Source organism: Pseudomonas sp. GQ91, from assembly GCF_059758795.1.
The window spans coordinates 131,639-156,131 of sequence record NZ_JCAXED010000001.1; the positions used below are offsets into that span (position 1 = coordinate 131,639).

Genomic DNA, 24,493 nt, shown 5'->3' on the forward strand with positions numbered 1-24,493 from the left:
GCCTCAAGGCTTGTCAGTCAGGTTTTTGCCGAGCATTCGGATGAGAATGATCGCCGCGATATTGGCAATGACCACGGCAATCAAACCGCCGGCCGATGCCATGCCGACATCGAATTGCACCAGCGCCTGGTTGTAGATCAGGTAGGCGAGGTTGGTCGAGGCGTAGCCGGGGCCGCCGTTGGTGGTGGTGAAGATTTCCGCGAACACCGAAAGCAGGAAAATGGTCTCGATCATCACCACCACCGCGATAGGCCGGGCCAGGTGGGGCAGGGTCAGGTGCCAGAAGATCGCGATGGGACCGGCACCGTCCAGGCGCGCGGCTTCTTTCTGTTCCTGATCCAGAGACTGCATGGCCGTCATCAGGATCAGGATCGCGAAGGGCAGCCACTGCCAGGACACAATGATGATGATTGACAGCAACGGGTAGTGCGCCAGCCAATCCACCGGCTGCGCGCCAAACACCTTCCAAACCGCCGCGAGCACGCCGGAGACCGGGTGGAAAATCAGGTTCTTCCAGATCAGCGCGCCGACGGTGGGCATGACGAAAAACGGTGAAATCAACAACACTCGCACCAGTCCGCGACCGAAAAACTCGCTGGCCTCAAGCAGGGCGCTGATCAACACCCCCAGCACCACGCTGATCAGCAGCACGCTGCCCACCAGCAACAAGGTATTGGTCGCGCCCGGCAGAAACCCGGAGTCAGTCACGAAGTAGCTGAAGTTTTCCAGGCCGACGAACTGATTTTCGCCTGGATACAGTAGGTTGTAGCGGATCAGCGAGAAGTACAGGGTCATGCCCAGCGGCACGATCATCCACAGCAGCAACAAGGCCACCGAGGGGCTGACAAGGAACCAACCGGGGTTGGCCAGGCGGCTTTTGCGCACCTTTTCCGGAGCAGTTAGCACTTGGGCAGTGTTGGTATTCATAGGATCAGAACCAGTCAGGTACATGCAAAACCAGAGTAGAAGCGCGGTCAGTGTGGGAGGGGGCTTGCTCCCGATAGCGGTGTGTCAGTCACTGAAATATCAACGGGTAGATCGCTATCGGGAGCAAGCCCCCTCCCACATTTGACTGTGGTAAGGCCGGGTTACTTGGGATAGCCCGCCCGCTTCATTTCACGTTCGGTGGTGTTCTGGGCCGCGGCCAACGCCTGGTCAACCGTCTGCTGGCCGGTCAGCGCGCCTGCGAAGAACTTGCCGACTTGCGTGCCAATCGCCTGGAACTCGGGAATGGTCACCAACTGAATGCCGATATACGGCACCGGCTTGAGGGTCGGTTTAGTCGGGTCGGCGACTTTCAGCGATTCCAATGTCACCTTGGCGAACGGCGCAGCCTTCATGTACTCCTCGCTGTAAGTCGAGGTGCGAGTACCCGGCGGCACGTTGGCAATGCCATCGGTCTTGGCCACCAGCGCGCTGTATTCCTTGGACGTAGCCCAGGCGCTGAAGGCCTTGGCGGCATCCTTGGCTTTGGAGCTGGCAGGAATTGCCAGTGACCAGGAGTACATCCAGGACGTGCCTTTGTCAGTTTTTTCGTGTGGGGCGAAGGTGAAGCCGACATGCTCGGCGACCTTGCTCTGGGTCTTGTCGGTGACAAACGAGCCGGCGACGCTGGCATCGACCCAAATCGCACATTTGCCACTGTTGAACAACGCCAGGTTTTCGTTGAAACCATTGCTGGAGGCGCCCGGCGGGCCGGATTTTTTCATGTTGGTGACGTAGAAATTCAGCGCGTCCTTCCATTCAGGCCCGTTGAATTCCGGTTGCCACTTTTCATCGAACCAGCGCGCACCGAAGCCGTTGGCCAAGGTGGTGATCAGCGCCATGTTCTCGCCCCAGCCAGCCTTGCCCCGCAGGCATAGGCCGTATTGTTCCTTGTTCTTGTCAGTCAGCTTCTCGGCGAATTCGCCGATCTGCGTCCAGGTCGGATGCTCGGGCATTGTCAGCCCCGCGTCCTTGAACAGGTCTGTGCGGTAATAGGTGATGGAGCTTTCGGCGTAGAACGGTAGGGCATACAGCGTGCCCTTGACGGAAAGGCCGTCACGTACCGAGGGGAAGACGTCTTCAAGGTCGTAGGAAGCCGGCAGATCTTTCATCGGCTCCAGCCAACCCTTGGCGCCCCAGAGTGCGGCTTCGTACATGCCGATGGTCAGCACGTCGAACTGTCCGCCTTGGGTGGCGATGTCGGTGGTCAGGCGTTGGCGCAGGACATTTTCTTCGAGTACCACCCAGTTCAACTTGATGTCCGGATGCTCGGCCTCGAAGGTTTTCGAGAGCTTTTGCATGCGAATCATATCGCTGTTGTTGACCGTGGCAATGGTCAAGGTTTGCGCGCCGAGGCTGACAGCGCTGAGGGTCATGCAGGTACAGGCAAACAGTGCTTTTACTGGGAAATTCATCGCGCACTCCGTTTCTGCGCCCGGCGGCGACAGAAGGACAGTTATTGTTGTTGTGTCTTCCCCGACGACTGGAAGAGTGTGCGTTGATTACAGCCTTCTAAACACGCGGTGACAAATCCTTGGGAGCACTTGGACTGATACTTTTTTGCACTGCATAGGCCGGGGCTGAATCGTTTCCTTCGTGCGCGATCTTGAATTGCACCCAGCACGCGTAAGGTGCGAACCGTCCCGTAGATACCGTCTTGAACGGGGCCGGGCAAGATTCAAGACGGGGTATCGACGGGGGCGCGATTTCGCGCTTGCTCGGTAAGGTTCAGGCCAGGTTCTGCTCGGTCAGACGTTGCACCGCCAGCCGCCGGTAATGGGAAGGCGTCATGCCTTTAAGCTGCTGAAAGCGTCGATTGAAGTTGGAGATATTGTTGAAGCCTGACTCAAAACACACGTCGGTGACCGCTTTGTCGCCATCGGCCAGCAGCTCACAGGACTTGCTGATCCGCAGCCGATTGACGAATTCGATAAACGTTCTGCCGGTCGCCTGTTTGAATACCCGGGAAAAATAGGTGGGCTTCATGCCCAGGTAATCCGCCACCTCTTCCAGGGGCAGTTCGCGGGCGTAGTGGGCGAAGATGTAATCCACCGCGCGGTTGGTGCGGTCGATACTGTGCTCATCCGCCAGCTGCGGCGTAGTGACGCCGGACAGCAACTGATAATCCTCGCAGGCGCTGAGCACCTCGAGCAGGATCAGGAAATACCCCAGCCGCGCCACGCCCCTGGCGTCTTCGATACGCTGCATCAACGTCATCGCCTGGGCGATGGTGTGCTTGCAACGAAACTCGATGCCGTACTTGGCCCGCTCCAGCAACGGCGCAAGGGCTTTGAGTTCGTTGAACACGGGGATTGCGCTGTCGAACAACTCGTCGGTGAAGTTCACCAGCATGTCGCGCTTGGGCACCACTTCATCCTCGGCCACCTGACTGATCCAGTTATGGGGCAGGTTGGGGCCGGTGAGAAACAGGCTCTCGGGGTAGAAGTTACCGATGTAGTCACCAATGAACACTTTGCCGGAGCTGGCGACGATCAAGTGCAGCTCGTATTCCTTATGGAAATGCCAGCGCACCAGCGGGCAGGGAAAGCCGTGCTGGCGATAGATGATGGACAGACCGTTGTGATCGTCCATCAGCTCGTAGGAAGGGTCGGTGATTCTCGCTGCTCGGGTCATCTTGCCGTCGCTTTTATCAGGGGCGCGCAAGCGATAATGCCCCCTTGCGCGTCGCCTCGCCAGCGCTTGGGATTAAAGCGTGCGGTTTTTCGCCTCGATCCACTGCGCCATGTACTGAGTGCTTTTATGCAGATGGTGGCGCAGCATGCTGCCGGTGAAATTGGCGCGACGCTGTTGACTCAGTTCGCTACGACACTGTGTCAGGCGTTGCACCAACTCAGGCCCATGGAACGCGGGCGCATAGCGCTCGGCAAGCAGTTGGCGTCCGTTTTCCTGGGCCTGGGTCCAGGCTTGCGGGTCTTGATACAAGGTCACAGCGGCATCGGCCAGGGCGCTGGCGCTGTGGCCGATCAGCCCCGGCCAAGGTTGCTCGTCCGCCATGCCTTCGGCACCGATGGGCGTGGTGATATTCGGGGTGCCACACAGCATGGCATCCGCCAGTTTGCCCTTGATCCCGGCGCCAAAGCGCAATGGCGCCAGGCAGATCCTCGCCGCCGTCATTACCTGCAGGGCATCTTCGGCCCAGTTCATCACATGGAATCCTTGGGCAGGATTGTGCAGCGCCGTGGCCTTGGGCGGCGTGTAGGCGCCATAGACATGCAATTGGGCGCCGGGCAAGCGCTGGCGAATTAATGGCCAGAGACTGTTCTTCATCCACAGCACGGCATCCCAGTTCGGCGCGTGGCGGAAATTCCCGATACTCAGGAAGTGCGCCCGCTCTTCATACGGCACGAAGGCTTGTGTGGGCGGCTCGATCAGTAACGGGCACCAGTGGAGCAGGGCGGGCGGCACATGGAACTGTTCGGTGAGCAGTCTGATTTCGACGTCGGAAATCATCAGGCTGATATCGCAACGATAGATTGCCGCAATCTCCCGCTTGGCCAGGTCGGTGTCGGCCATCAACTGGAACTCTTCATCCAGGTCCGGCGCAAACAGGGGCGTGAAGTCATCGGCATCCGGTTGCTGTTTCAGGTAATGCTTGAGGCGCTGCTGACGCGCGTCCCGCAGACTCTGCAGGTCGGACGTTTCCAGCACGCGCAACGCCTGCGGGCAGTGCAGCTCCACGCGCCAGCCAAATTGTTCTTCCATCATGAACCGGTCGAACAGCACGATATCCGGGGCCAGTTCGCGGATAAAATCATCGAAACTGCTGTTATTGAGTTCGATCCCGCACTCGCGGATGCCGAGCGCGGCCAAGTCGGCCTTGTGTTCGCCGATAGCGGCAGGGCTGCTGAAGGTAATGTCCCAATCTTGTGTAAGAAAAGTTTCGAGAATCTGCATCATATGCCCACCCGCGGCTGAGGATCGTGGCTCCGGCCATACATATCCGATGACCAGGACGCGAGTAACAGGTGGATTCTTCAACGACGGATTCCTTCAAGGGCAGGATGAAAACCGCGCAATTAAACCACAGCTGTGAAGCAGCGGCCGTCATGACAATTTATGTCCAGGCGTAGGTGCTCACTCCACTTTGTGGTTAACTTCCGCCTCTCGAATTCGTTTCACTAAACCCAGCATAAGGATTCCTTTCATGGCTCACGTCACCCTCCGTGGTAACCCCGTCCAGGTTGAAGGCCAGTTGCCGCAAACCGGTACGCAGGCTCCCGACTTTTCCCTGACCGCCGGCGATCTGTCGGACGTAACCCTGGCCACTTTCGCCGGCAAGCGCAAAGTGCTGAACATCTTCCCAAGCGTCGACACTCCGACTTGCGCCACCTCGGTTCGCACGTTCAACGCCAAGGCCAATGAGCTGGCCAACACCGTTGTGCTGTGTATCTCCACCGACCTGCCATTTGCCCAGGCGCGCTTTTGCGGTGCCGAAGGCCTGGAAAACGTCAAGAGCCTGTCGGATTTCCGCAGCGCCGGGTTCGCCGTCGACTACGGTGTATCCGTTGCCGATGGTCCACTCAAGGGCCTGACCGCACGCGCCGTGGTCGTGCTGGACGAAAATGACAACGTGCTGCACAGCGAGCTGGTCAAGGAGATCGGTGAAGAGCCGAACTATGAAGCGGCCCTGGCGGTCCTGAAGTAATCATCCAGGCCCGTGGCTGTCGTTTTGCAGTAACACGCGTGATGCATGATTGCGGCCTGGCCTAGTCCAGGCCGTTTTTATTTACGCTTCAGCGGCTTAGCCCAAGGATCCGAAGCTGTTGGTCCGTCGGTGAAGAAGTGTAAGTCCGAAAGTAAATAGCCAGTAAAGGCGCTTTTCTTAAAACGCTCCAGTGCTTATCTTTCAGCCTCCCGAAGAAGAAGCTCTTGTCCCCAATGGTTGATCAATCCATGCAATCCGCTCCCCGCAACTCCCGCCGCTGGCTTTTTGGCCTGCTCGTTCTGTTGGTTATTGCCGGCCTGTGCTGGATATTCTGGCCTACAGGTGCCGAGAATAAAGAAGCCCCGGCGAACCGCACTAGCAAAACCGGGATGATGCGTCCGGGTTTCGGAGGGGCTGCCGGCCCGGTACCGGTGCGTGTAGCGCCTGCGGTGCAGGGAGATTTCCCGGTGTATTACAAGGCATTGGGGACGGTGACGGCATTGAACACCATCAATGTGCGCAGCCGGGTGGGGGGCGAGCTGGTCAAGATTGCCTTTGAGGAAGGGCAAATGGTCAAGGCGGGCGATCTGCTGGCGGAAATTGATCCGCGCAGTTATCAGAATGCCTTGCTCCAGGCGCAGGGCACACTGTTGCAGAACCAGGCCCAACTGAAAAACGCCCAGGTCGACCTTGAGCGCTATCGCGGCCTGTATGCACAAGACAGTATCGCCAAACAAACCCTGGATACCGCCGCCGCGCTGGTCATGCAGTACCAGGGCACGGTCAAGACCAATCAGGGCGCGGTCGACGACGCCAAGCTCAACCTCGAATTCACCCGCATCCGCGCACCGATCAGCGGGCGCGTAGGCCTGCGTCAGATCGACGTCGGCAACCTGGTCGCGGCGAATGACACCACCGCCCTGGCCGTGATCACCCAGACGCAGCCCATCAGCGTCGCGTTTACTCTGCCGGAAACCGCACTGCAGACCGTGCTCGCGCGTTATCGCGGCGGCAATAAGCTGCCGGTGGAAGCCTGGGATCGTGGTGATGTGAAACTGCAAGCACGCGGCGTGCTGCAAAGTCTGGACAACCAGATCGACGTCACCACCGGCACCTTGAAATTCAAGGCCCGCTTCGATAACCAGGATCAAGTGCTGTTCCCCAACCAGTTCGTCAACGTGCGCCTGTTGGCCGACACCTTGAAAAACGTGGTGCTGGCACCCTCGGCGGCCATCCAGTTCGGTAACAACGGTACGTTTGTCTACGCCTTGGACGGCGACAACAAGGTCAAGATTCGTCAACTGGTGATTGGGGACACCGACGGCGAGAACACGGTGATCAAGGAAGGCCTCGCCGCTGGCGACCGCGTCGTGCTGGAAGGCACCGACCGCCTGAAGGATGGGACCGCGGTGGAAGTGGTCAACGACAGCACTGAAGTTCCCACCACACCGACCGAGCACCTGCAGGGCAAGCCCGCGACCAGCGATGACAGCAGCCCGTCGGCCAGCAAGGCGCAAAAGGCCAGCGCATGAATCTCTCAAGGCTGTTCATCCTCAGGCCCGTCGCCACCACCCTGAGCATGCTGGCTATTGTCCTGGCCGGCCTGATCGCCTATCGCTTGCTGCCGGTTTCGGCCTTGCCACAGGTGGACTATCCGACCATTCGGGTCATGACCCTGTACCCCGGCGCCAGCCCGGATGTGATGACCAGTGCGGTGACCGCGCCTCTGGAACGTCAGTTCGGACAAATGCCCGGCTTGACGCAGATGGCGTCCACCAGTTCCGGCGGCGCGTCGGTGTTGACCCTGCGGTTTAATCTGGACGTCAACATGGACGTCGCCGAACAGCAGGTCCAGGCGGCCATCAACGCCGCCAGCAATCTCTTGCCCAATGACCTGCCGGCGCCGCCGGTGTACAACAAGGTCAATCCGGCCGACACGCCGGTTCTGACCCTGGCGATCACGTCCAGGACCATGCTGTTGCCCAAGCTCAACGACTTGGTCGATACGCGCATGGCGCAGAAAATCGCGCAGATCAGCGGCGTCGGCATGGTCAGCATCGCCGGCGGTCAGCGTCAGGCGGTACGCATCAAGGTCAACCCCGAGGCGCTGGCGGCCAATGGTTTGAACCTGTCGGATGTGCGGGCACTGATTGCCGCGTCCAACGTCAACCAGCCCAAGGGCAATTTCGACGGACCGACCCGGGTCTCGATGCTGGATGCCAACGACCAGTTGGTGTCGCCGGAGCAGTACGCCGAACTGATCCTCGCCTACAACAATGGCGCGCCGCTGCGCCTCAAGGATGTCGCGCAGATCGTCGACGGTGCCGAGAATGAACGCCTTGCGGCCTGGGCCAATGAAAATCAGGCGGTGCTGCTGAACATCCAGCGCCAGCCGGGGGCCAACGTGATTGAAGTGGTCGATCGCATCAAGGCGTTGCTGCCCAGTATTACCGACAACCTGCCGGCTGGCCTGGATGTGACGGTGCTCACCGACCGTACCCAGACCATCCGCGCCTCGGTCACCGACGTGCAACACGAGCTGCTGATCGCCATTGCCCTGGTGGTGATGGTGACGTTCCTGTTCCTGCGCCGTTTCAGCGCCACGATCATCCCTTCGATTGCCGTGCCGCTGTCGCTGGTGGGCACCTTTGGCGTGATGTACCTGGCCGGTTTCTCCATTAACAACCTGACGCTCATGGCCTTGACCATCGCCACCGGTTTTGTGGTGGATGACGCCATCGTCATGCTGGAAAACATTTCCCGCTATATCGAGGAAGGCGAGACACCGATGGCCGCGGCGCTCAAGGGCGCCAAGCAGATCGGCTTTACCCTGGTGTCCCTGACGCTGTCGTTGATCGCGGTACTGATTCCGCTGCTGTTCATGGCCGATGTGGTGGGGCGGCTGTTCCGCGAATTCGCCATCACCCTGGCGGTGGCGATCCTGATTTCCCTGGTGGTCTCGTTGACCCTGACGCCGATGATGTGCGCGCGCTTGCTCAAGCGTGAGCCGAAGGAAGCCGAACAGGGACGCTTCTACAAAGCCAGCGGTGCCTGGATCGACTGGCTGATTGCCGCGTACGGTCGCCAGTTGCAATGGGTGCTCAAGCACCAGCCGTTGACCCTGTTGGTGGCCATCGCCACCCTGGGCCTGACCGTGGTGTTGTACATGGTGGTGCCCAAGGGCTTTTTCCCGGTGCAGGACACGGGCGTGATTCAGGGCATTTCCGAAGCGCCACAGTCGATCTCCTTTACGGCGATGAGCCAGCGTCAGCAAGCGCTGGCGAAGATCATTCTCGAAGACCCGGCGGTCGAAAGCCTGTCGTCCTACATCGGCGTGGACGGTGACAACGCCACCCTCAATAGCGGTCGCCTGCTGATCAACCTCAAGCCACACGGGGAGCGGGACTTGAGCGCCACCGAGGTGATCAGTCGCTTGCAACCGGCGGTGGATAAGCTGGTGGGCATTCGCCTGTTCATGCAGCCGGTGCAGGACCTGACCATTGAAGACCGGGTCAGCCGTACTCAGTACCAGTTCAGCATGTCTTCGCCGGATGCCGAGCTGCTGGCGTTGTGGAGCGGCAAGCTGGTACAGGCATTGAGCCAGTTGCCAGAACTCACCGATGTCGCCAGCGACCTGCAGGATAAAGGCTTGCAGGTGTATATGGTGATCGACCGCGACGCCGCCTCGCGCCTGGGCGTGTCGGTGGCGAACATTACCGACGCGCTGTACGACGCCTTTGGCCAACGGCAGATTTCCACCATTTACACCCAGGCCAGCCAATACCGGGTGGTGTTGCAGGCCCAATCCGGGGAAACCCTCGGCCCCGACGCGCTGAACCAGATTCACGTCAAGACCAGCGACGGTGGGCAGGTTCGCTTGTCGAGCCTGGCGCACGTCGAACAACGCCAGGCGCAGTTGGCGATTGCCCATATCGGCCAGTTCCCGGCGGTGATGATGTCGTTCAACCTGGCCCCTGGCGTGGCGCTGGGCAAGGGTGTGGAACTGATCAACCAGACGCAGAAAGACATCGGCATGCCGGTGGGCGTGCAGACTCAGTTCCAGGGCGCTGCCCAGGCATTCGAGGCTTCGTTGTCGAGCACCTTGCTGCTGATCCTGGCGGCAGTGGTGACCATGTACATCGTGCTTGGCGTGCTCTACGAGAGCTACATCCACCCGATTACCATTCTCTCGACCTTGCCCTCGGCAGCGGTGGGGGCGTTGCTCGCGTTGCTGCTTAGCGGCAATGACCTGGGGATGATCGCCATCATCGGCATCATCCTGCTGATTGGTATCGTCAAGAAAAACGCGATCATGATGATCGACTTTGCCCTGGATGCCGAACGCAACCAGGGACTCGATCCGCAGACCGCGATCTATCAAGCGGCCTTGCTGCGCTTCCGGCCAATCCTGATGACTACCCTGGCGGCGCTGTTTGGCGCGATCCCCTTGATGCTCGCCAGTGGTTCCGGTGCCGAGTTGCGTCAACCGCTGGGCCTGGTGATGGTCGGCGGCTTGCTGTTGAGCCAGGTGCTGACGCTGTTTACCACCCCGGTGATCTACCTGTACTTCGATCGCCTTGGCCGCCGCTGGCGCAAGAGTCCGCAAGTGCTGGAGCCGGTTGAGCGATGAACCTGTCCGGACCGTTCATACGCAGGCCGGTAGCGACCATGCTGCTGAGCCTGGCGATCATGCTGCTGGGCGGCGTCAGCTTCAATCTGCTGCCGGTGTCGCCGCTGCCACAGATCGACTTTCCCGTGATCGTGGTGTCCGCCAACCTGCCCGGCGCCAGTCCCGAGGTCATGGCGTCCAGCGTGGCCACGCCGCTGGAGCGCTCGTTTGGCTCGATCGCTGGTGTCACCACCCTCAGCAGTTCCTCCAGCCAGGGCTCGACGCGGGTGATCCTGGCCTTCGACTCCGATCGCGATATCAACGGCGCGGCGCGCGAAGTGCAGGCGGCCATCAACGCCTCGCGCAACCTGTTGCCCAGCGGCATGCGCAGCATGCCCACCTACAAGAAGATCAACCCGTCCCAGGCGCCGATCATGGTGCTGTCGCTGACCTCGGATGTGTTGCCCAAGGGCCAGCTCTACGACCTGGCTTCGACCATCTTGTCCCAGAGCCTGTCCCAGGTACCGGGCGTGGGCGAAGTGCAGATCGGCGGCAGTTCCTTGCCGGCGGTGCGCATCCAGCTTGAACCCAAGGCCCTGGAACACTATGGCGTGGCCCTGGATGACGTGCGCGACACCATTGCGAATGCCAACGTGCGCCGACCCAAGGGTTCGGTAGAGGATGGTCAGCGCCATTGGCAGATCCAGGCCAATGACCAGCTGGAAAAGGCCAAGGACTATGAGCCGCTGCTGATCCGTTACCAGGAGGGCGCCGCCTTGCGCCTCAGTGACGTGGCAAAGATCACCGACGGCGTTGAAGATCGCTACAACAGTGGTTTTTTCAACAACGATTCGGCGGTATTGCTGGTGATCAACCGCCAGTCGGGCGCCAACATCATCGAGACCGTCAAACAGATCAAGGCCCAATTGCCGGCGCTGCAGGCGGTGTTGCCGTCCAGCGTCAAGCTCAATCTGGCCATGGACCGTTCGCCGGTCATCACCGCCACCTTGCATGAAGCCGAAATGACCCTGTTGATCGCCGTGGCCTTGGTGATCCTGGTGGTGTACCTGTTCCTCGGCAACTTTCGCGCCTCGTTGATTCCTACATTGGCGGTGCCGGTGTCGCTGGTGGGCACCTTTGCCATCATGTACCTGTACGGCTTTTCCCTGAACAACCTGTCGCTGATGGCGCTGATCCTCGCGACGGGGCTGGTGGTGGACGATGCCATCGTGGTGCTGGAAAACATTTCCCGGCATATCGACGACGGGATCCCGCCAATGAAAGCGGCTTACCTGGGGGCCAAGGAAGTCGGGTTCACCTTGTTGTCGATGAACGTGTCGCTGGTGGCGGTGTTCCTGTCGATCCTGTTTATGGGCGGGATTGTCACCAGTCTGTTCCGTGAGTTCTCCATCACCCTGGCGGCGGCGATCATTGTGTCGTTGTTAGTCTCGCTGACCCTGACGCCAATGCTCTGTGCTCGCTGGCTCAAGCCCCATGTCAGAGGTCAGGAAAGCGGTTTGCAGCGCTGGAGCCAGAAGATCAATGACCGCATGGTGGCCGGCTATGCGCGCAGTCTCGACTGGGTGCTCAAGCACAAGCGGCTGACCTTGCTCAGCCTGTTGCTGACCATCGGCGTGAATATCGCACTGTATGTGGTGGTGCCAAAAACCTTCATGCCGCAGCAGGACACCGGGCAACTGATCGGTTTTGTGCGCGGGGATGACGGGCTGTCATTCACGGTCATGCAGCCGAAGATGGAAATCTTCCGCAAGGCCGTGCTGCAAGACCCTGCCGTTGAAAGTGTGGCCGGCTTTATCGGTGGCAACAGCGGCACCAACAACGCGGTGATGCTGGTACGCCTCAAGCCGATCAAGGAACGCAAGCTGTCTGCCCAGGCGGTGATCGAGCGCCTGCGCAAGAACGTGCCGCCGGTACCCGGAGGCCGCTTGATGCTGATGGCCGACCAGGACCTGCAATTTGGCGGCGGTCGCGACCAGACGTCTTCGCAGTATTCCTACATTCTGCAAAGCGGTGACCTGACAGCTTTGCGCCTGTGGTACCCGAAAGTGGTCGCCGCCCTGCGTGAACTGCCGGAGCTGACCGCCATCGATGCCCGTGAAGGCCGTGGTGCGCAACAAGTGACGCTGGTGGTCGACCGCGATCAGGCCAAACGCCTCGGGGTCGACATGGACATGGTCACCTCGGTGCTGAACAACGCCTACAGCCAGCGGCAGATTTCCACCATCTACGACAGCCTCAACCAGTATCAGGTGGTGATGGAGGTCAACCCGAAATACGCCCAGGACCCGATCACGCTCAATCAGGTGCAGGTGATTACCGCAGACGGCGCGCGGATTCCACTGTCGACCATCGCGCATTACGAAAACAGCCTGGCGGACGACCGCGTCAGTCACGAAGGGCAGTTCGCCTCGGAAGACATTGCCTTTGACATGGCGCCCGGGGTCACGGTGGAGCAGGGCACGGCCGCGATCGAGCGCGCCATTGCCAAGGTCGGCTTGCCGGAGGACGTGATTGCCAAGATGGCCGGCACCGCCGACGCGTTCGCCGCCACCCAGAAAAGCCAGCCGTTCATGATCCTCGGCGCATTGATGGCGGTGTATCTGGTGTTGGGGATCCTGTATGAAAGCTATATCCACCCGCTGACGATTCTCTCGACGCTGCCTTCGGCCGGGGTCGGCGCGTTGCTGTCGATCTACGTGCTGGGCGGCGAGTTCAGCCTGATCTCGCTGCTGGGACTGTTCCTGCTGATTGGCGTGGTGAAGAAAAACGCCATCCTGATGATCGACCTTGCCTTGCAATTGGAGCGCAAGGAGGGCATGCAGCCGCTGGAGTCGATTCGCAGCGCCTGCCTGCTGCGGTTGCGGCCGATCCTGATGACAACCCTGGCCGCGATCCTCGGTGCCTTGCCGTTGCTGCTGAGTACTGCGGAAGGCGCGGAAATGCGCCAACCCCTGGGCCTGACGATCATCGGCGGGCTGGTGTTCAGCCAGATCCTGACGCTTTACACCACCCCGGTGGTTTACCTTTATCTCGACCGCCTGCGCCACCGTTTCAACGGCTGGCGCGGCGTGCGTACCGATGCTGCCCTGGACACTCCGCTATGACTGATTCAACGTTCCCCCCTGTAGGAGCGAGCTTGCTCGCCAAGGTCGTCAACGATAACGCGGCCGGCCTGACTCAACACGGCGCCCCTGCGGTCTTCGCGAGCAAGTTCGCTCCTACAATGGGTATCGTGCTTATCGGGCTTCTGCTCAGTGCCTGCGCCGTCGGACCGGACTACACACGTCCGCAGGTCAGCGAGCCTGCGCAGTACAAGCAAGCCCAGGGCTGGCGCCCAGCGACGCCCAGCGACGCCTTGGCCCGGGGGGCCTGGTGGGAGCTGTACGGCGACGCACAGCTCAACGAACTGGTGGACAAGCTCAACAATGCCAACCAGACCGTCGCCCAGGCCGAGGCCCGCTATCGCCAGGCCCAGGCCACGGCGCGCAGTGCCCGGGGCGCGTTCTATCCAAGCGTCGACCTGAGTGTCGGAAAAACCCGCGCCAGCCAAGGCACGGGCAGCAGCAATGCCAGCTTGAGCAGTTCCAGCAGTGGTATTCGCGATACCCTCAATGCCCAACTGGGCGTCAGTTGGGAAGCGGATATCTGGGGCAAGTTGCGTAGAGGCCTCGAGGCCAGTGAAGCCAGCGCCGAAGCCAGCGCCGCGGATCTTGCCGCGATGCGCTTGAGCCAGCAGTCGGAACTGGTCCAGAACTACCTGCAATTACGGGTGATGGACGAGCAGACCCGGCTGCTGCAATCCACCGTCGAGGCTTACCAGCGTTCCCTGGAAATGACGCAGAACCAGTACCGTGCGGGGGTGTCCGGCAAGGACGCGGTGGCCCAGGCCCAGACCCAGCTCAAAAGCACCCAGGCCAGCCTGATCGACCTGATCTGGCAGCGCGCGCAATTGGAAAACGCGATAGCCGTGCTGATCGGCATCCCACCGGCACAGTTCGACCTGGCCGTGCGCAAGGACATTCCGACGCTGCCGCAGATCCCGGCCAACCTGCCATCGCAACTGCTGGAGCGACGCCCCGATATCGCTTCGGCAGAGCGCGCGGTGATCGCCGCGAACGCCAACATCGGCGTGGCCAAAACCGCCTATTACCCGGACCTGACCCTGAGCCTGGCCGGCGGTTACTCCAGTAGCACCTATGCCGACTGGATCAGCCTGCCCAACCGTTTCTGGTCGGTGGGGCCCAAACTGGCCATGACCTTGTTCGATGGCGGCCAACGCTCCGCCGAAGTCGACCGGGCCGAGGCGTCCTACGATGAAACCGTGGCCAAGTATCGCCAGACGGTGCTGGACGGCTTCCGCGAAGTGGAAAACTACATGATCCAGCTCAAGGTGCTGGAAGACGAAGCGGTGGTCAGCAATGAAGCCCTGGATTCGGCCCGTGAATCCCTGCGCCTGACCCAGAACCAATACAAGGCCGGGATGATTGCCTACCTCGATGTAGTCAATGTCCAGGCCACCGCGCTGAGCAACGAACGTACCGTGCTGACGCTGTTGCAAACCCGGCTGGTGGCGAGTGTGCAACTGATCGCCGCACTGGGTGGCGGTTGGGATGGACAGATGCGGCCAGACGAAAAACCCTGAGCCTGGCTCGACCGGCAGGGTTAACGGGGTAACTGCAGGGCGGCAGAGATGGCATTCTGATAACTTTTCAGGTGGCCGAGAATTATTCTCGCTACAATCGCCGACTTTTCCCTGGGCATGGATGCTTTTTCGTTCTGTCAGCAACGAGACGTCTCATGCTCACCGGTAGTTACTCACCCACACTGGTTCTTATTTCCCTGTTTGTTGCGATCCTTGCGTCCTACACCGCCCTGGATCTGACCGCGCGCATCGCCACCACAAAAGGCCGTGCGGTGCACCTGTGGATGGTCGGCGGCGCGTTGGCCATGGGAATTGGCGTCTGGTCGATGCACTTTATCGGCATGTTGGCATTCCGCCTGCCGATTGCCCTTGGGTACGACATCGGCATCACCGCGCTGTCGCTATTGATCGCGGTCCTTTCCAGTGGCTTCGCCTTGTGGTTGGTCAGCCAGCCGCGCTTGCCGATCTGGCAACTGGGGTTTGGCGCGCTCGTCATGGGCGCGGGCATCAGTACCATGCACTACACCGGCATGGCAGCCTTGCGCATGATGCCCGGCATCGACTACGACCCGACCTTGTTCGGCGCGTCCTTGTTGATTGCCGTCGGCGCGTCGGCTGCAGCGCTGTGGATTGCCTTCAACCTGCGGCGCAATACCCACCATGTACGCCTGGCCCGATGCGGTGCCGCCGTGGTCATGGGCGTGGCGATTGTCGGCATGCATTACACCGGCATGGCCGCCGCGCGTTTTGCCGACGGCAGTTTCTGCGGCGCGGCGCTGAATGGCTTGAGCGGCAACGGCCTGGACAATCTGGTGTTGATCACCACACTCGCGGTGCTGATCATTGCGTTATTGACCTCGTTGCTGGACGCACGCCTGGAAGCCCGCACCGCGTTGTTGACTGACTCCCTGAGCCAGGCCAACGAGGAACTGACCCACCTGGCCCTGCATGACACCCTGACCGGGCTGCCTAACCGCACATTGCTTTCGGACCGTATCCAGCAAGCGACACAATGGGTCACGGAAAAGGGCGGCTGTTTTGCCCTGATGTTTATTGACCTTGATGGCTTCAAGCCAGTCAACGATGCTTTCGGCCACCATATGGGTGACCAGTTGCTGCGCGAGGTAGGCATGCGCCTGCGCGAAGACCTGCGCAGTCAGGACACCCTGGCCAGAATCGGTGGCGACGAGTTTGTGTTGTTGGTGCAGTTGAACCAGCCCGATGACGCGGTTCGCCTCGCGGAACGTCAGGTCGGCCTGATCAATCAAATGTTCCGGGTCGCCGAGCATGAGTTGCATATTTCCGCCAGCATCGGCATCGCCCTGTTCCCGGGCAATGGCCAGACGCCCCAGGAATTGCTGATGAACGCCGATGCGGCGATGTATCACGCCAAGAGCATGGGCAAGAACGGCTACAGCTTTTTTGACGTCTCGATGAACAACAACGCGCGCAAGCAACTGCAACTGCTGCAAGACTTGCGTAGCGCCCTCAAGCACCAGCAGTTCCGCCTGTATTACCAGCCCAAGTTCGACGCAGGCAGCGGCCAACCGGTAGGCGCCGAAGCGCTGCTGCGTTGGGAACATCCGCAGCACGGGCTGTTGATGCCGGACAAATTCATTGAGCTGGCGGAAAAGACCGGCCTGATCATTCCCATCGGCGAATGGGTGCTCGATGAGGCGTGCCGGCAGATGCAAGTCTGGTATGCCCAGGGCTATAGGGGATGGCGCGTTGCGGTGAATCTCTCGGCCTTGCAGTTTTGCCACGCCGGGCTGGTCAGGAGTGTCGCCAGCGCCCTGGAACGCCATCGATTACCGGCCAACAGCCTGACCCTGGAAATTACCGAAACCACGGCTATGCGCGATGCCGACGCGAGCATGACAGTCCTGCAAAAACTCTCGGACATGGGGGTCGACCTGTCCATCGACGACTTCGGCACCGGCTACTCGAGCCTGATGTACCTCAAGCGCCTGCCGGCCAATGAGCTGAAGATCGACCGCGGGTTTGTCCGCGACCTCGAGCACGACAGCGACGACGCGGCCATCGTCTCGGCCATCGTCGCCTTGGGCCAGGCCCTGGGTTTGCGGATTGTCGCTGAAGGCGTGGAAACCGACGTGCAACAGAGTTTCCTGACGCGCTTGGGCTGCGACTCCCTGCAAGGGTATCTGTTGGGGCACCCGTTACCGGCCGAGGATTTCATGGCCGAGATCGTGCGCGCAGCACCGTTGGCGCACAACCGCTAACCGTCGACACTGACCGTCGTGCCTACGAACGTGCGCCGGTCCATTGATGTGAGTCCATGCAAAACAGGTCTGTGGCAGGTATTCTTGGATCCAACGGTTCCAAGGTCCTACAGGAGACAACACGCATGGACAAAGTCGTCATCATCACCGGCGGTAGTCGTGGGATCGGCGCCGCCACGGCGTTGTTGGCCGCCCGCCAGGGTTATCGCATCTGTATCAACTTCCAGTCTGACGAAGACGCGGCGCTCCAGGTACTGGCACACGTGCGTGCGCTTGGCGCACAAGCCATCGCGGTGCGTGCCGATGTCAGCATCGAAGAGGAAGTGATCAGCCTGTTCCAGCGTGTCGATAGCGAATTGGGCCGAGTCACGGCGCTGGTAAACAATGCGGGCACCGTCGGCCGTAAGTCGCGGGTCGATGAAATGTCCGAAGTGCGCATTCTGAAGATCATCAGAACCAACGTCCTCGGCCCGATTCTCTGTGCCAAGCACGCTGTCCTGCGCATGTCGCCCAGGCATGGCGGACAAGGTGGCAGCATCGTCAATGTCTCGTCGGTGGCGGCGCGTCTCGGCTCCCCGGGTGAATACGTCGACTATGCCGCGTCCAAAGGCGCGCTGGACACTTTTACCATTGGGTTGTCGAAAGAGGTGGCCGGCGAGGGCATTCGTGTGAACGCGGTGCGCCCTGGCTATATATTCACTGACTTTCACGCCTTGAGCGGCGACCCGGAGCGGGTCAGCAAGCTGGAGTCAGGCATTCCCATGGCGCGGGGCGGGCGCCCGGATGAAGTGGCCGAGGCGATTATCTGGTTGTTGTCGGACAAGGCGTCCTACTCCACCGGGACCTTTGTCGATCTGGGCGGTGGTCGCTGAGCCGCATTAGAACGACCGCACGATACGCCCCAGCGTCTCCATCGCCTGCTCACTGGCTTCATTCCAGGGGCTGCCGTAGTTCAAGCGAATACAGTTCCTGAACCTTTGGGTCGGCGAGAAGATGGGCCCCGGTGCGATGCTGATGCCTTGGGCCAGCGCCATCTGGAAGAGTTTCAGTGAGTCGGTTGGCTCCGGCAGTTCCAGCCACAGGAAGTACCCGCCGGCGGGTTGGCTGACCCGGGTTTGCGCGGGAAAGTAACGTGCAATGGCGGCCAGCATCGAGCGTTGTTGTTCTTCCAGGGCATCGCGCAGTCTACGCAGATGCCGGTCGTATCCACCATGTTGCAGGTAGTCGGCAATTGCCGCCTGGGCCGGCATTGACGCGCATAACGAGGTCATCAACTTCAGCCGCTCGATCTTCGTCGCATAGCGTCCCGCCGCGACCCAACCCACGCGGTAGCCGGGCGCCAGGCTCTTGGCGAAGGAGCCACAATGCATCACCAGACCTTCGGTATCAAAGGCCTTGGCCGGCTTGGGTGCTTGTTGACCATAGTACAACTCGGCATACACATCATCCTCGATCAGCGGCACCTGATGAGCCCGTAACAGCTCCACCAGCGCCTGCTTCCTGGCCTCGGGCATGGTCGCGCCCATGGGATTCTGGAAGCTGGTCATGCACCAGCAGGCCTTGATCGGGTATCGCTGCAGGCTGTGCGCCAATACCTTGAGGTCAATGCCATCCCGGGGATGCACCGGGATTTCCACGGCCTTGAGTTTCAAGCGCTCCAGTACTTGCAGGCAGGCATAAAACGCCGGGGCTTCGATGGCCACCAGGTCACCCGGCTCGGTCACGGCTTGCAGGCACAGATTCAGGGCTTCCAGGGCGCCATTGGTGATCAGCAGTTCTTCCATGGGCAGCATCAGCCCACCGACCATATAGCGCAGGGCGATTTGCCGACGCAGTTGTGGGTTGCCCGGCGACATGTCGGTGACCACCAGGCGCGGGTCCATGTCCCGACTCGCACGGGCCAGGGAACGGGCCAGACGCTGCAAGGGGAACAGTGTCGGGCTGGGGAACGCAGAGCCAAACGGTACGGTCTGTGGATCCTTGATCGAATCGAGCACCGAAAACACCAGTTCGCTGACGTCGACTTCAGTGGAGTCATGCACCTGGCTACTCACCACCGGCTCGGAAAACGGGCTCGGCGCATGGGCATTGACGAAATAACCGGAACGCGGCCGGGCGCGAATCAGACCTCGCCGCTCCAACAGGTAATACGCCTGGAACACCGTGGACGGACTGACGCCGTAGGTCTGGCTGGCATAACGCACCGAAGGCACCCGCTGGCCAGGGCCGAGGACGCCGGAGCGGATCAGTTCCGCGATGTCTTCGGCAAATTTTTCGTAGCGTTTCATCGGGGTCCTAGTGCAATGGATTACTGTTTAAAACAAAGCCGTTGATGGCGTCTTGAAGCTTATCGAGCAAACGCCAATTCAGCGATTCAGCGGCGCGACAAAGCGGCTGTTGGCGACGGTGTAGATAGCCGGTTGATCTTCGTCAGTCACCTTGAAACTGATGATTTGCGAGCTGCTCGACGGTTTGTCGGCCGTCAGCGCGACCGACACGGGTACATCGGTTATCTCGCCGGGCGCCAGGCTGATCCGGGTCTTGCCTTGCAACTGGAAGCCATCGGCGCCTACCAGCTCCAGGCGATAATCCTGGTGCTGCTGGGTCTTGTTGATGACCTTGAGGCTATAGATGTTCTCGATCAAGCCGTCACTGTTCTCGCGAAACATCCCGCGATCCTTGGTCACATCCAGAGAAACCATTGGACGCTCGACCAGCGCCGTCACCAACGCGCCGATCATCACCAGCAGCACCGCACTGTAGCCGATCAGGCGTGGCCGGAGCAGATGAGTCTTGCCACCTTGCAGTTGATGCTCGGAGGTGTAGCTGACCAGGCCACGGGCGTAGCCCATTTTGTCCATGATCGAATCACAGGCATCGATACAGGCCGCGCAGCCGATGCACTCCATCTGCAGGCCGTCGCGAATGTCGATGCCGGTCGGGCAGACCTGCACGCAGAGGTAGCAGTCAATGCAGTCACCGAGGCCCGTATCGGCCGCCTTCACCTCGCGTTTACGTGGGCCACGGCGTTCGCCACGGGCGGCGTCGTAGGCAATGGTCAGGGTGTGCTTGTCGAACATCACGCTCTGGAACCGCGCATACGGGCACATGTGCATGCACACCGCTTCGCGCAGCCAGCCGGCGTTGAGGTAGGTGGCACCTGTGAAAAACAGCACCCAGAACAGGCTGGCACCGCCGATTTGCCCGCTCAGCAATGCTTCGCCCAGGGGCCGGATCGGCGTGAAGTAACCGACAAATGTCAGCCCGGTAAGCACGCTGATGGCCAGCCAAAGCGTATGTTTGGCCGAGCGCCGGAGCAGCTTGTTCAGGTTCCACGGCGCAGCCTGCAGCTTGATCCGCTGGTTACGTTCGCCTTCAGTGACTTTCTCGCACCACATGAACAGCCAGGTAAACGAGCTTTGCGGGCAGGTATAGCCGCACCACACCCGGCCGGCAAAGACCGTGATCGCAAACAGGCCAAAGGCACAGATGATCAGCAGCGCCGACAACAAAATGAAATCCTGCGGCCAGAAGGTCGCGCCAAAGATATGAAACTTGCTTGCAGCCAGGTCCCATAACACTGCCTGGCGGCCGCCCCAGTTCAGCCATACGGTGCCGAAGAAGGCCAGGAACAGAACGCCCGCGCCGCTCACGCGCAAGGTGCGGAACAGCCCCGTGAAACTGCGGGTGTGGATCAGGTTGTCGCTGGATTTGGCCTTCATCTTCCGTGGGTGGGCAGGCGCAAATGTCTCTACTAATCGGACGGGGATTCTATCGCTCATGGTCTTTCGCTCATCAGCCTCCATCAGGCGGATGAACTATGCGCGGCGCTCTGTTTGCATAACAGACTCAGGTAAAACGATAAAAAGCGGATCAGATGGAGTTCTGAGCCGCCCCTCCGACGTTCTGCTACACCTCGTGCGCCTTGTAGAGCGGGCCTGGACCAGGCGGTTCTAAACTGCGCTGATCCAGATCAATCAGATCACCGAATCACCATCGGTGGCTCTCAGGTGCTCGCGTCCATCCTTCGCGCCGGCAACGGTCAACGCGTCGGCCTCAGCCTCGGTGATGTAGACCCGCTGGCCGTCGAGGTCGACCGCCGACATGGCCTTCTCGCTGTCAGTGATCACCGTTACCGCGTCGGCCGCACGGCTGGTTTCCTGGCCGGTATCGTCGATCTTGAAGTAACAGGTCTGGTGTTCGATGCGTACGGGCATGACGTTCTCCTTGTAGGTAGGCCTGTAGGTTAGTGAACGCCAGGTCAATGATGGTTCGGGGCAACTGACTGGCGGTCGCCGCTGTCCATCCTTTATCCCCCCTTGAGAAGGAAAGGACCATGGACGCCTGGTGGCATGAAGTCTGGCTCACCCTGCAAACCGAATTCAGCGATATCGGCAATGCGCAACACGTGACGCAAATTACCCTGCGCCTGCTGATCGCGGCCCTGCTCGGCGGCATCCTGGGCTTTGAGCGCGAACACAAAGGCAAGGCCGCCGGGGTCCGCACACATATGTTGGTGGCGATGGGCGCGGCGTTGTTCGTGCTGGTGCCACAGATGTCTGGCGCCGAGGAAGACGCGATGAGCCGCGTGGTACAGGGCGTGATTGCCGGAATCGGCTTTCTGGGGGCCGGGACCATTCTCAAGGGCCGGTCAGAAGAGGATGAACAGGACGTAAAAGGGCTGACGACCGCTGCCGGATTATGGATGACTGCCGCCATCGGCATGGCGGCGGGACTCGGCAAGGAATCGACAGCCGTGCTGAGCACGGTACTCGCCTTGGTGGTGTTCAGCGTAATGCCGAGGATCGTACGGCTTTTCGAAAAGCCCTGATCCTTCGTTCAGACAATCACTGGTGGCATGCTCGCGGGTGGCTCTTCCACCGGTGGCGGCTCGTTCTCCGGTGGTTCCTGCTCAGGAACCGGCTCAGGCTCGGTCGGCGGCAAGGTCGGTTTTTCGATATTGGGATCAGGGGTTTCAGCCGGGATCGGGATATTCATCGGTATGGCCTCCTTTATGCTTTGCTGTAGCGGTGGACAACGACGATGGCCGATTGATTCCCGCCGGATGGCGGCACATTCACCTGAACTTTTCAGCGCCGGGCGGGCTCGGACCTTAAGCGACCCGACTCAGGAACAGCCGGGACCATTGCACCATTACGATCAAGCAAAAGAGCGTCCTTGGGGCGTAGAGGTGATGCTCGATGACTGCTGAATTACTGCAACAGGCACTAACCACACAGAACGATTCAACTTCACCTTTGCCGCTGTCGCAGGCGTTGTTGCTGCCCAGGATCGCCATTGAGGACACCACGCCCGTGATCGACAGCGGTGACTTCGCGGTGAAGGCGGTGGAGGGCGAGCGGATTCATGTCACCAGTAACGTCTTCGCCGACGGGCACGACCAACTGGCGGTACGGATCCGCTGGCGCTGCGCCCACGAAGAACACTGGCACAGCGTGACCATGACTGAATTGGGCAACAACGCCTGGGAAGGCAGCTTTACCGTGCTGGAACAAGGTCCTGTTCATTATTGCATCGAGGCGTGGATCGATCAGTTCGCCAGCTTTTGCTACGAACTGGGCAAAAAACACACGGCCGGCGTGCCGGTCAGCCTGGAATTGCAGGAAGGCCGCAGCCAGGTGCTGCAGGCGGCCGAGCGCAACGAGGGCGAGCTGCACCAGCGCTTGATGCAGTTGCACCAGGAACTCTCGGGGCTGCTGGAGACCGAGCAGGTCGCACGTTTCCTGCACGAAGACAGCGCAGAACTGATGGCCCAGGCTGACTTGCGCCCTTATTTGAGCACCAGCCCGATTTACCCGATTGATGTGGAACGCCGGCAAGCGCTGTTTGCCAGCTGGTACGAACTGTTTCCTCGCTCGATCACCGATGATCCCGCGCGCCACGGCACGTTTAACGACGTGCACTCGCGTCTGCCGATGATCCGTGACATGAGCTTCGATGTGCTGTACTTCCCGCCGATCCACCCCATCGGCCGCAGCCACCGCAAGGGCAAGAACAACTCCCTGACCGCCGGTCCCGATGATCCGGGCAGCCCGTACGCGATTGGCAGCGAGGAGGGCGGCCACGAAGCGATCCACTCGCAACTGGGCAGCCGCGAGGACTTCCGGCGCCTGGTGGCGGCCGCCGCGGAGCATGGCCTGGAAATCGCCCTGGACTTTGCGATCCAGTGCTCCCAGGACCATCCGTGGCTCAAACAACATCCCGGCTGGTTCAACTGGCGTCCCGACGGCACGATCAAATACGCCGAGAACCCGCCGAAGAAATACCAGGACATTGTCAACGTCGACTTCTACGCCGCCGATGCGATCCCGGGCCTGTGGATGGAACTGCGGGACATCGTCGTCGGCTGGGTGCAGGAGGGCGTCAAGACGTTCCGCGTCGATAATCCGCACACCAAGCCGCTGCCGTTCTGGCAATGGTTGATCAGTGACGTGCGGGCCAAGCACCCTGAGGTGATCTTCCTGGCCGAAGCCTTTACCACGCCGGCGATGATGGCCCGCCTGGGTAAGGTCGGTTACTCCCAGAGCTACACCTATTTCACCTGGCGCAATACCAAGGCCGAGTTGAGTGAATACTTCACGCAGTTGAACCAGTCGCCCTGGCGCGAATGTTATCGACCGAACTTTTTCGTCAATACGCCCGACATCAACCCGGGGTTTCTGCACCAGTGCGGACGCGCCGGTTTTCTGATCCGAGCCGCGCTGGCAACCATGGGGTCGGGGCTGTGGGGCATGTATTCGGGCTTTGAACTGTGCGAGTCGGCACCGGTTCCGGGCAAGGAAGAGTACCTGGACTCGGAAAAGTACGAGATCCGCCCACGGGATTTCAGCGCCCCCGGCAACATCATTGCGGAAATCGCGCAACTCAACCGCATTCGTCGGCAAAACCCCGCGCTGCAGACACACCTGGGGCTCACGCTCTACAACGCCTGGAACGACAACATTGTGTATTTCGGCAAGCGCAGCGAGGACGGCAGCAACTTCATCCTCGTCGCCGTGAGCCTTGATCCGTTCAATGCCCAGGAAGCCCACTTTGAGCTGCCGCTATGGGAGCTGGGCCTGCCGGACGACGCCCAGACCCAGGGCGAAGACTTGATGAACGGCCACCGCTGGACCTGGCATGGCAAGACACAGTTCATGCGCATCGAACCCTGGAACCAGCCATTCGGAATCTGGCGGATCACGGTGTCCTGACCAGGCGAATGGTTGCCTGCGTAGCAGCTGTCGAGCCCGAGCGAGGCTGCGTCCGGTGTATCAGAGAGATCAAAGATCGCACCCTCGCCGAGGCTCGACAGTTACTACGAAAATGGC

17 protein-coding genes are annotated in these 24,493 nt (G+C 60.5%); 9 read left to right on the forward strand and 8 right to left on the reverse strand.

The genetic code is table 11. The annotated features are described in order from the left end of the window. Positions 1–3 precede the first annotated feature (3 nt). From AC6CIA_RS00545 to AC6CIA_RS00560, 4 genes are all read right to left on the reverse strand, one after another. Positions 4–927, reverse strand: coding sequence for a carbohydrate ABC transporter permease (locus AC6CIA_RS00545; protein ID WP_498310138.1), 924 nt, complete (start codon positions 925–927; stop codon positions 4–6). A gap of 161 nt (positions 928–1,088) precedes the next feature. Beyond that, entirely contained in the window at positions 1,089–2,399 is a 1,311-nt protein-coding gene (locus AC6CIA_RS00550; RefSeq protein WP_498310139.1) for an ABC transporter substrate-binding protein, read from the reverse strand. A 313-nt stretch (positions 2,400–2,712) separates the two neighbouring features. After that, positions 2,713–3,618 (reverse strand): AraC family transcriptional regulator, encoded by a 906-nt coding sequence (locus AC6CIA_RS00555; RefSeq protein WP_498310140.1) that lies wholly within the window; start codon positions 3,616–3,618, stop codon positions 2,713–2,715. Positions 3,619–3,690: 72 nt separating this feature from the next. Next, complete coding sequence (locus AC6CIA_RS00560) at positions 3,691–4,902, reverse strand: glycosyltransferase family 4 protein (RefSeq protein ID WP_498310141.1); 1,212 nt, start codon at positions 4,900–4,902, stop codon at positions 3,691–3,693. Between the two features lie 247 nt (positions 4,903–5,149). Between AC6CIA_RS00560 and tpx the strand changes: the two genes are divergently transcribed. The 7 genes from tpx (at position 5,150) to AC6CIA_RS00595 (ending at position 18,034) form a co-directional block, all read left to right on the forward strand. Next, positions 5,150–5,650 (forward strand): thiol peroxidase, encoded by a 501-nt coding sequence (gene tpx / locus AC6CIA_RS00565; protein ID WP_498310142.1) that lies wholly within the window; start codon positions 5,150–5,152, stop codon positions 5,648–5,650. Between the two features lie 233 nt (positions 5,651–5,883). Next, complete coding sequence (locus tag AC6CIA_RS00570) at positions 5,884–7,182, forward strand: MdtA/MuxA family multidrug efflux RND transporter periplasmic adaptor subunit (protein WP_498310143.1); 1,299 nt, start codon at positions 5,884–5,886, stop codon at positions 7,180–7,182. Further along, entirely contained in the window at positions 7,179–10,280 is a 3,102-nt protein-coding gene (locus AC6CIA_RS00575) for an MdtB/MuxB family multidrug efflux RND transporter permease subunit (protein WP_498310144.1), read from the forward strand. The genes AC6CIA_RS00570 and AC6CIA_RS00575 overlap by 4 nt, the downstream gene beginning before the upstream one ends. Then, positions 10,277–13,384: an efflux RND transporter permease subunit gene (locus AC6CIA_RS00580; protein ID WP_498310145.1), complete on the forward strand. Its 3,108-nt coding sequence runs from the start codon at positions 10,277–10,279 to the stop codon at positions 13,382–13,384. The genes AC6CIA_RS00575 and AC6CIA_RS00580 overlap by 4 nt, the downstream gene beginning before the upstream one ends. A 119-nt stretch (positions 13,385–13,503) precedes the next feature. Next, complete coding sequence (locus AC6CIA_RS00585) at positions 13,504–14,922, forward strand: efflux transporter outer membrane subunit (protein WP_498310415.1); 1,419 nt, start codon at positions 13,504–13,506, stop codon at positions 14,920–14,922. Positions 14,923–15,077: 155 nt separating this feature from the next. Then, positions 15,078–17,162, forward strand: a complete 2,085-nt coding sequence (locus AC6CIA_RS00590; RefSeq protein ID WP_498310146.1) for a putative bifunctional diguanylate cyclase/phosphodiesterase — start codon at positions 15,078–15,080, stop codon at positions 17,160–17,162. Positions 17,163–17,287: 125 nt separating this feature from the next. Continuing rightward, positions 17,288–18,034, forward strand: a complete 747-nt coding sequence (locus AC6CIA_RS00595) for an SDR family oxidoreductase (RefSeq protein WP_498310147.1) — start codon at positions 17,288–17,290, stop codon at positions 18,032–18,034. 6 nt (positions 18,035–18,040) lie between these two features. Here AC6CIA_RS00595 and mapR read toward each other — a convergent pair whose 3' ends face one another. From mapR to AC6CIA_RS00610, 3 genes are all read right to left on the reverse strand, one after another. Continuing rightward, the gene (gene mapR, locus AC6CIA_RS00600) at positions 18,041–19,450 is read right to left on the reverse strand and encodes a GntR family transcriptional regulator MpaR (protein ID WP_498310148.1); all 1,410 of its coding nucleotides are present in this window, start codon (positions 19,448–19,450) and stop codon (positions 18,041–18,043) included. A 78-nt stretch (positions 19,451–19,528) separates the two neighbouring features. Beyond that, a complete protein-coding gene (gene ccoG, locus AC6CIA_RS00605; protein WP_498310149.1) occupies positions 19,529–20,944 on the reverse strand; it encodes a cytochrome c oxidase accessory protein CcoG in 1,416 nt (471 codons plus the stop codon). 195 nt (positions 20,945–21,139) lie between these two features. Next, entirely contained in the window at positions 21,140–21,379 is a 240-nt protein-coding gene (locus AC6CIA_RS00610) for a DUF3203 family protein (protein WP_498310150.1), read from the reverse strand. A gap of 119 nt (positions 21,380–21,498) precedes the next feature. Between AC6CIA_RS00610 and AC6CIA_RS00615 the strand changes: the two genes are divergently transcribed. Then, positions 21,499–21,993 (forward strand): MgtC/SapB family protein, encoded by a 495-nt coding sequence (locus AC6CIA_RS00615; protein ID WP_339531181.1) that lies wholly within the window; start codon positions 21,499–21,501, stop codon positions 21,991–21,993. An 8-nt stretch (positions 21,994–22,001) separates the two neighbouring features. On the opposite strand, the gene AC6CIA_RS00620 is transcribed toward AC6CIA_RS00615, so the two are convergent. Beyond that, entirely contained in the window at positions 22,002–22,160 is a 159-nt protein-coding gene (locus AC6CIA_RS00620; protein WP_498310151.1) for a hypothetical protein, read from the reverse strand. Between the two features lie 203 nt (positions 22,161–22,363). On the opposite strand from AC6CIA_RS00620, the gene AC6CIA_RS00625 reads away from it, so the two are divergent. Beyond that, on the forward strand, positions 22,364–24,376 hold the full coding sequence (locus AC6CIA_RS00625; protein ID WP_498310152.1) for an alpha-1,4-glucan--maltose-1-phosphate maltosyltransferase: 2,013 nt from the start codon (positions 22,364–22,366) through the stop codon (positions 24,374–24,376). Positions 24,377–24,493: the final 117 nt, after the last annotated feature.